This is a genomic window from Legionella nagasakiensis, from assembly GCF_900639915.1.
Classification (GTDB): domain Bacteria; phylum Pseudomonadota; class Gammaproteobacteria; order Legionellales; family Legionellaceae; genus Legionella_A; species Legionella_A nagasakiensis.
The window spans coordinates 24,570-31,402 of record NZ_CAAAID010000019.1 but is presented as its reverse complement, the minus strand read 5'-3'; the positions used below and the strand labels follow the sequence as shown (position 1 = coordinate 31,402).

The following is a 6,833-nucleotide window of genomic DNA, read 5'->3' as shown; positions in this document are numbered from 1 at the left end:
AACCTGTCAATCCTATCAATAAGTTGATTAATAGCTTGCAAACTCGTTTCGAGATGCCTTACATGCTCTTGACTACTGGGATCAGTGACTACAGCATGTTTGGCTCTTAGTGGGCCATTCGCAAAACGATCGACTAATTGCTTAACCTTCATGTAGGGAGTAACCACCTCTGTTTGAGCTGGAGCTACCGACTTGGATTGCTTACCATCCATAGTTATCCCCAAGATTGAAATCGTGTCTCACACTGTTCAATATTATAGCATATGATGAAACTCATTCAACGTCGTGCCTATGGGTTTAGAAATTTGGCTCTCCCCCAACAAAGGGGGGCATTTTAATCGAGTTAGTCTAGACTAACCCTTTGATTTGACGGTCAAAAGGAAGATTAAAATGCCGAAGAAAGATTGTATCCTAAATTTACCTGGATATTCTATTAAAAAGGTGAGTGGAGAGAACCCGGTTTTTATCGAAGTCACTTATCGATGTGTTGTTCGTTGTGTTCATTGTGGTAATAAGAAGTTACGTAAAAAAGATAGTTTTATAAGGCGCATACGCCATGAGTCAATTGGATTACGCCGAAGCTATTTGTGTATTAAGGCTCATAAATATCATTGTCCTGCCTGTGGTCGTTATTTTAATCAGCGTTTTCCAGGCATTGGTAAGTATCAAAGAGCCAGCGAGAGTTTACGTAAACAGGTGTTTCATTACCCTAGCAAAGGAGTCAGTCAAAAAGATTTGGCTCGCGACTTAAAGCTGGGTAAATCGACTGTAGAGCGCTGGTATCATTACGGTTATGAGCTTCGTCATAAAAAGATATTAAACCGTCCTTGCCCCAGAGTTCTTGGCCTTGATGAGCATTCATTTAATAGGAAAGTGGGTTATGCCACAACCTTTTGTGACTAAAGGAAGATATGATGTCAAGACATGACCAGTCACATAAGGACATGAAGTACTTTATCAATGATAAAACGTATAACTGTCCCTTCTGCAATAGAAGACACGTAAGTTATTATGTGACTGACCACGGTTCTTTTGATAGCTCAAACAATAAGACTACTTATTTTTATATCGTTACATGCTCTGATGACGACTGCCAAAAAGATTCTTTTCATCTGAGCAATTATAAAATTGCACTAACTCATCATTACCAAGGCAGATATACATTTAAAGTATCAGCCGAGTCTGGGAAGCCCTTGACTGAAAGCGGGGTTGGCAAATCAAAAACTTGCGTTGAGATAAGTAACAAAGAGAATGAATCAATATCCGAACTAGATGATTTATTTTATTACAACGAGCCTTCATCATTTTTTACCATAGATGAACGTGTTCCAGCATCAATCAGAAAACCTTTAAGTGAGTCCTATAATTCTCTAAAAAGCAATCTAATAACTGGAGCTTCGGCAGGATTACGAAAAGCTATTTATAAATTATTACAACATGAAGAAATACCGGATACAAATGATGCCGGTGATTTTCATTCTCATGATTATAGAATAGAACTTTTAAGGCAAAAGCATAAAGAAATCGATTCTGAACTTTTAAATGAATTAAAAGCAATACATATTTTGACCAGTCAAGAATTACATGAAAACGACTGGGAAGATTTTGATAGCCCAAGAATTCGCTTTCTTATAGAAGTAATTAAAGAAGTTCTCAATCATTTGTATATCATACCGGATGAAAAAGAAAAACGTAGAAAGGAGTTAGCGATGTTAAAATCTAAGGCAAAGCCTAAAAAAGCATCAAAGAAAAAAAATGAATGATAAGACCACACCTAGAGTGTTCATGTCATACTCACATGAGTCTAGCTCTCATATTGAAGAAGTTCATAAAATAGCCGATCTTTTAATTCAAGAATATGGCATAGATGTTATTGGAGACTTTTATGAAGAAGACAATCCCACAGGAGGTCTTCTGACAATATTTATGCAAGGCTGTCGCCAAGCAGATCGTATTATTGTAATACTATCGCCGACATATAAGGTTAAGGCTAATGAAGGCAAAGGAGGCGTTGGTTATGAAAGCTCAATAATCACTGATGATTTATATAAAAATATATTATCTGATAAAGTAATTCCTGTTTTAATTAATGAAGAACATAATTTTGAAGAAAGTTGTCCTGACTTCCTTATGACAACTAGAAAAGCGATCATTAAGCAACCTAATATTTCAACCGCCGATCTTGTTGAAGAAATTGCCCGTGTTATACATCAACAACCTAAAAAACCAAAGCCACCTCTTGGTAGAAATAAGCTAAAAGATGAAAAATTAGAAATCCAAGTTGTTGAGGACATTAATATAAAAGAGCTTATTAATGATAATAAGCGCATATTAAATACAGCCAAATATTATGCTGATAGAGAAGACTACCAAAATTTTAATTTATTGTTTAAAGAAACAAAGGAATATGTTTTTAGAAGCGCACATGACGTTAAAGAAAAAACAATCAAAATTATTCCAAAAAGCACAAATGAAGATCTACCGAATATTATGAAGCATTTTATAGACACCGCCTCACCGATATTTCTTGTTGCATTAGGTGGGGTAATTTCGAAAAGTAAAAATTTTCAACACCAAGAAGGGTTGCTTATTGATTTATTATCTAGAGATGATTGGCTGATACAAAATAATTACGAAATTTTAAGAACAGTACCCGAATTATTAGCATTCGTTTATCACCACGTATATGGAGCCTTATTGATTTATAATGGACGATTGCATGAGGTCTCTTCAATATTTAGTCAAAAAATACCTATCAAGCAGCCCTCTATCCATTACGAGTATTTATACAATGTACCATCAGTTACTGGATTCATTAAATCTCTAGGAAGAGATTATACAAAATCCTTTAATTTTATGCTTTCATCCTACTCAAATTGGGCTTGGTTAAGGCTATTATTTAAAACTGAAAAAGATTGGATGCAAACATTAGTAAATTTTCAAATGACTATGAATATACTTTTTTATTTTCAATCTTTATCGAACGACACCTTAACCTCAAATAAAGATGAAATTTTAAACAACCCTGTCATCCCCCCCCTCATATATAATTGCAGATAAGAAATATAAAAACACTGCATTTCACTACTTAATAAAAAATTCTGCTTTTTTCAAAAATTTCTTAAAAAAAATTGGAATCACCCCTGATCAAGCATGTACAAGATGGAATGATTTTTTGAAAATGATGGGATATTTTTACGACTTTAACCTTCGAGGATGCACAATGTATGATGAGAGGTTTATGGACAGCTTAATGAAATAGACTTTGTTTGTGATACTAATATTTAAGGAGGACTTATGGAAAGGAAACCCTTTTTTCAAGATTGTTTTATTTGTGGTGATAAGTGCCAATTTGGGCCTGGAATTTATACAGGAAAAAATATTCCAACTTATAATTTTGTAGTTTGTAAACATTGTTATAGTTTTAATGACAAAGGTTGGCAGCAGCAAGATGAATCAAAAATTATAAAGCATCTTGAAGAGAATAAACTGCCTATACCTCAGCGAAACTCTAATGGATTACTGCCTCGAGACTAGGTTAACTTAATGTCATAGTACAGCAAATGTGTCAGGGAAATTTTGGCCTAGCACAAGCTATTCAACCAATCTGCAAAATTCATAATATTTAGTAAAATGCGTCAGTTCACTATGTGCAGTGACACATAAGAGCTGCCTTGATTTTCTCTATAAAAAATCAATATATTAAGCGCTAATGTTCAGGCACGCTCAACGCGTTTGAACAAAAAAACACAATGAATTGCTATTCTGTCTAAAAAATCACTAATGCCATTACAATGTTATCAAAAACCACAGGGACAAATGGGACTATTGGGGCAACCGCGTCATTGCTGGTCTAAAGGCGTCCCCCACCTTAAAATTCAAGATGGGGCATATGGGACATATTTGATGATAAAAATCCATGCAATCAAAGCAGCTCATCAATATTAGGGATAGGATTATAAGTAAAGCCTTTGATTTCATTTGTGGCGTTACTTTTCTTCAAGGAATGCTTCTTAACCAGTCTGTTAGGCTTAGGGCAAGACTGCCCGTTTGCGAATACCCAGACTTTTGACCATTAAGATATTCCAATACATAAAGCCGGAACGTATTGTAACTTGCAGTGAAGCTTCCCTCATCCCGAAGCGTTTCCCATATGGCGGTCATTGGCCAGCCTTTTTCTAGGGCTTCCGATATATCCTCCTTTAAAGCTAAAAACTCTACTTTATTTTTTCTTGCTGGCGTTTTTCGCTGATTTTGATCAGCAGCCATCATACTTTCTATCAGGGAATTTTTCATAATCTACTCTCTGTAAAATTGATTGCTCAATCCTTTGTTGTTTACTATTTATTTTTATTTAGGTCTCTTTTACTTCCTCTCAAGGTTATTTTTGGTAATTTTTCAGCCCTTTTTTATTTATTCCCGTTTATTTTTGATTATTTGAGTTAATAATCGTTTAAGTTCCAAAAATAACCTTAAATAACCCAAAGAGGGTTCCAAAATAAATTTCAAAATACAGGGCAAGATAGGTGAAGTTAGCTAACCAGCGAGCTGGCCATCAAACTTCACGGGTCTTATTCGCACCTTCGGTACTCAACGTAAATACCCAAAATTTTCTGTTTTACATGCAGCATTTTATTCCCCTCCCCAAATTTTACTGGTGAAAACATACAGCCTTGGCGTTCCTACCCCTTTGATTCTTGGTTTGTGTGAGGCATTACCATCAGGAGCAGGTTTAAGCCAACCAGCTTGTAATAAAGTTTTTGTCACCGTTCGTTGATCGAAGCCTTTGCAGAGTTCGTTTTTATATACTTCGGTTAACACCATAAATATTCGAAGACCTTCACCATCGGTTTGATAAAATCCAGCGCGGTTTAGGATTTTTTCATTATTGGGGTGATTCACGCTGTCAAAACGGCTGGCACCATGGAATTCAAAGAAAGCGCGTACTTGCACCATAATAGCGCGGTCTTCTCGATTGCCATCTGAACCGAATGCTTCCAGCCATACACCAAAACAATTCTCTGCCGCAGCGAATGATTCGCCTTCTTCCCATCCAGTCAAACCAAAACTACTGGCCAATTCGCCGGCAGCAGCAACCAATGCAAAGCGTCTGGCGACACGAATAATTTGACCGGTTGCATCGGGTTGAATAACTGCACCAGCAAAGGTTTGAATAGTGTCGGTAATATATCGGCTGATTGTTTGCCGGTTGGCAACTACTTGATTCAGCCACGCCATACCGATTGTGCCATGATATCGGCTGCTGTATTTCTTTAGCGATAATGCCATACTGGCTGGGCTTAGTTGATCATGAATTGTTTCAAAGATCCCCATCCCGCATCCTGCATCCGCCTCAATATCAGCAAGCCTAATTTCCTGACCTGCGTTAATGCGCTGTCCTGATTTTGCCATCAGTGCCGTCAAGGATTCTTCACCGGCAGATAGGAAAAACAAAGACCATCGGGAAGATTGCTTAACCGTACCAGTACGAGAAGCACGTGTTTTTCCCTGACCATTGGCCAGCAGATAAGCAGCCTCTCCAGCTACTCTGGGATCCATTTGACTCAGTTCATCTAGAATGAGCAGCCCATCATTGTGTAATGCCGCGAGACCTTCCAAGCCATTAGCAGTGCTTCGCCATAAACGACAATAAGATTGTGGATTTCCCCAAACAGAAGCAGCGACTTTCAATGCGGTGCTTTTTCCCGATGAGGATGCCCCCCTGAAATGAAAACCGCCAGAGTCTTCTCCAACCAGCTTTGCCAACGCTGGTGCAAGTGCGGTCGATATGGCAAATACCAGTCTTGAATTTCCTGATGCAAGCCGGCCTATTGAATCTCGCCATTCTTCAATGCTACATTTTGAGGACAATGCCGGTTCTATGGCATTGGTATTCTGGAATACAATCTTCTCTGTTGTCTGTCCAATACACAGGCCTGCGGTAATAAAGACATCCTCATACCAGCCCAGTTTATCAACACAACGTGCTCGCGCTTCAACTGGAAAGACCTGTAAATAGGACGTGAGCAAATCGCGCGCTGCCCTATTGGGCGAGATACTCAAGCCAAGTCTTGCCAGCTCTCGCCTTACATCGGAGGAATCGCCTTGCAGTAAGGACAATGGCATCGCCCACTGGTGGGTAATACCATCATCATCCTTCCATTCCAGCAAACGACCCCATTCACCACTATGAGCATCGCGTGTTTTTGCAACGACATACAAAGGTGAGGATATCCATCGAGGTGGCAATGGATTGCCATCCTTGTCGATACCGATAAAGGTTAACCCCTCATCAGTTAACCGAAACCGACCACCGGCATAGCCGCAGACAATTGGACGCTGCTTTGGTTTATTGGGTAATTCAATAACATGATTTTGTGACATACATTATTCTCCAAACAACAGTCAAACCATCGGAATGAAGTAAATTCATTCTGACGAATTTTAAATTTATGCGTTCTCAACGAGCTGTAACTGACCTTCGTCACTGGTTGAGTAATAAATTTTTTGTTGTTGGAGAAAATTAAGCACATCGCTTTTTCGGTACAATACCTTGCGACCAATTTTTAAATAGGGAACACCACCACCCGACCAGCGGTTACGTTCAAGTAAATGGGTGGAGCAGCTTAATACCGCAGCGATAGTTTGTTGATTAAAAAGCGCAGAATGTGGCGCAGATTCAAATTCGTTTAATAGATGTAAACGGGATGGTTTTTTTAAAGTCATAGGAAATTCCTCAGTTGTTTACTTCTCAGCCAAATGCCGAGATGTATCTTCCTTGAACAGAACTCAACGGATCATCCAGTATCACCCTGGACAATTGATTGATATTC

7 protein-coding genes and 1 pseudogene are annotated in these 6,833 nt (G+C 38.4%); 4 read left to right on the top strand and 4 right to left on the bottom strand.

The window, feature by feature from the left end:
• Positions 1 to 212 (bottom strand): hypothetical protein (locus tag E1O52_RS12455; RefSeq protein WP_133128980.1); only part of this gene is annotated, 212 nt, incomplete at its 3' end.
• Between the two features lie 178 nt (positions 213 to 390).
• On the opposite strand from E1O52_RS12455, the pseudogene E1O52_RS12450 reads away from it, so the two are divergent.
• From E1O52_RS12450 to E1O52_RS12435, 4 genes and pseudogenes are all read left to right on the top strand, one after another.
• Positions 391 to 900, top strand: a pseudogene (locus E1O52_RS12450) (helix-turn-helix domain-containing protein); the annotation flags it as partial.
• Between the two features lie 113 nt (positions 901 to 1,013).
• The gene (locus E1O52_RS12445) at positions 1,014 to 1,763 is read left to right on the top strand and encodes a hypothetical protein (protein ID WP_133128979.1); all 750 of its coding nucleotides are present in this window, start codon (positions 1,014 to 1,016) and stop codon (positions 1,761 to 1,763) included.
• 22 nt (positions 1,764 to 1,785) lie between these two features.
• Positions 1,786 to 3,060, top strand: coding sequence for an SEFIR domain-containing protein (locus E1O52_RS12440; RefSeq protein WP_165474824.1), 1,275 nt, complete (start codon positions 1,786 to 1,788; stop codon positions 3,058 to 3,060).
• Between the two features lie 237 nt (positions 3,061 to 3,297).
• Complete coding sequence (locus E1O52_RS12435; RefSeq protein ID WP_133128977.1) at positions 3,298 to 3,537, top strand: hypothetical protein; 240 nt, start codon at positions 3,298 to 3,300, stop codon at positions 3,535 to 3,537.
• Positions 3,538 to 3,999: 462 nt separating this feature from the next.
• Here the strand turns inward: E1O52_RS12435 and E1O52_RS12430 are convergent, their stop codons facing one another.
• From E1O52_RS12430 to E1O52_RS12420, 3 genes are all read right to left on the bottom strand, one after another.
• On the bottom strand, positions 4,000 to 4,296 hold the full coding sequence (locus tag E1O52_RS12430; protein WP_165474823.1) for a TraK family protein: 297 nt from the start codon (positions 4,294 to 4,296) through the stop codon (positions 4,000 to 4,002).
• A gap of 336 nt (positions 4,297 to 4,632) precedes the next feature.
• Positions 4,633 to 6,384, bottom strand: a complete 1,752-nt coding sequence (locus E1O52_RS12425) for a DUF927 domain-containing protein (protein WP_133128976.1) — start codon at positions 6,382 to 6,384, stop codon at positions 4,633 to 4,635.
• A 66-nt stretch (positions 6,385 to 6,450) separates the two neighbouring features.
• Entirely contained in the window at positions 6,451 to 6,726 is a 276-nt protein-coding gene (locus tag E1O52_RS12420) for a DNA-binding protein (protein WP_133128975.1), read from the bottom strand.
• Between the last annotated feature and the right edge of the window lie 107 nt (positions 6,727 to 6,833).

Coding starts and splice junctions, on each gene's coding strand:
- E1O52_RS12440 (WP_165474824.1), top strand. CDS start 1,786: ATGTCATACTCACATGAGTCTAGCTCTCATATTGAAGAAGTTCATAAA.
- E1O52_RS12435 (WP_133128977.1), top strand. CDS start 3,298: ATGGAAAGGAAACCCTTTTTTCAAGATTGTTTTATTTGTGGTGATAAG.
- E1O52_RS12430 (WP_165474823.1), bottom strand. CDS start 4,296: ATGAAAAATTCCCTGATAGAAAGTATGATGGCTGCTGATCAAAATCAG.
- E1O52_RS12425 (WP_133128976.1), bottom strand. CDS start 6,384: ATGTCACAAAATCATGTTATTGAATTACCCAATAAACCAAAGCAGCGT.
- E1O52_RS12420 (WP_133128975.1), bottom strand. CDS start 6,726: ATGACTTTAAAAAAACCATCCCGTTTACATCTATTAAACGAATTTGAA.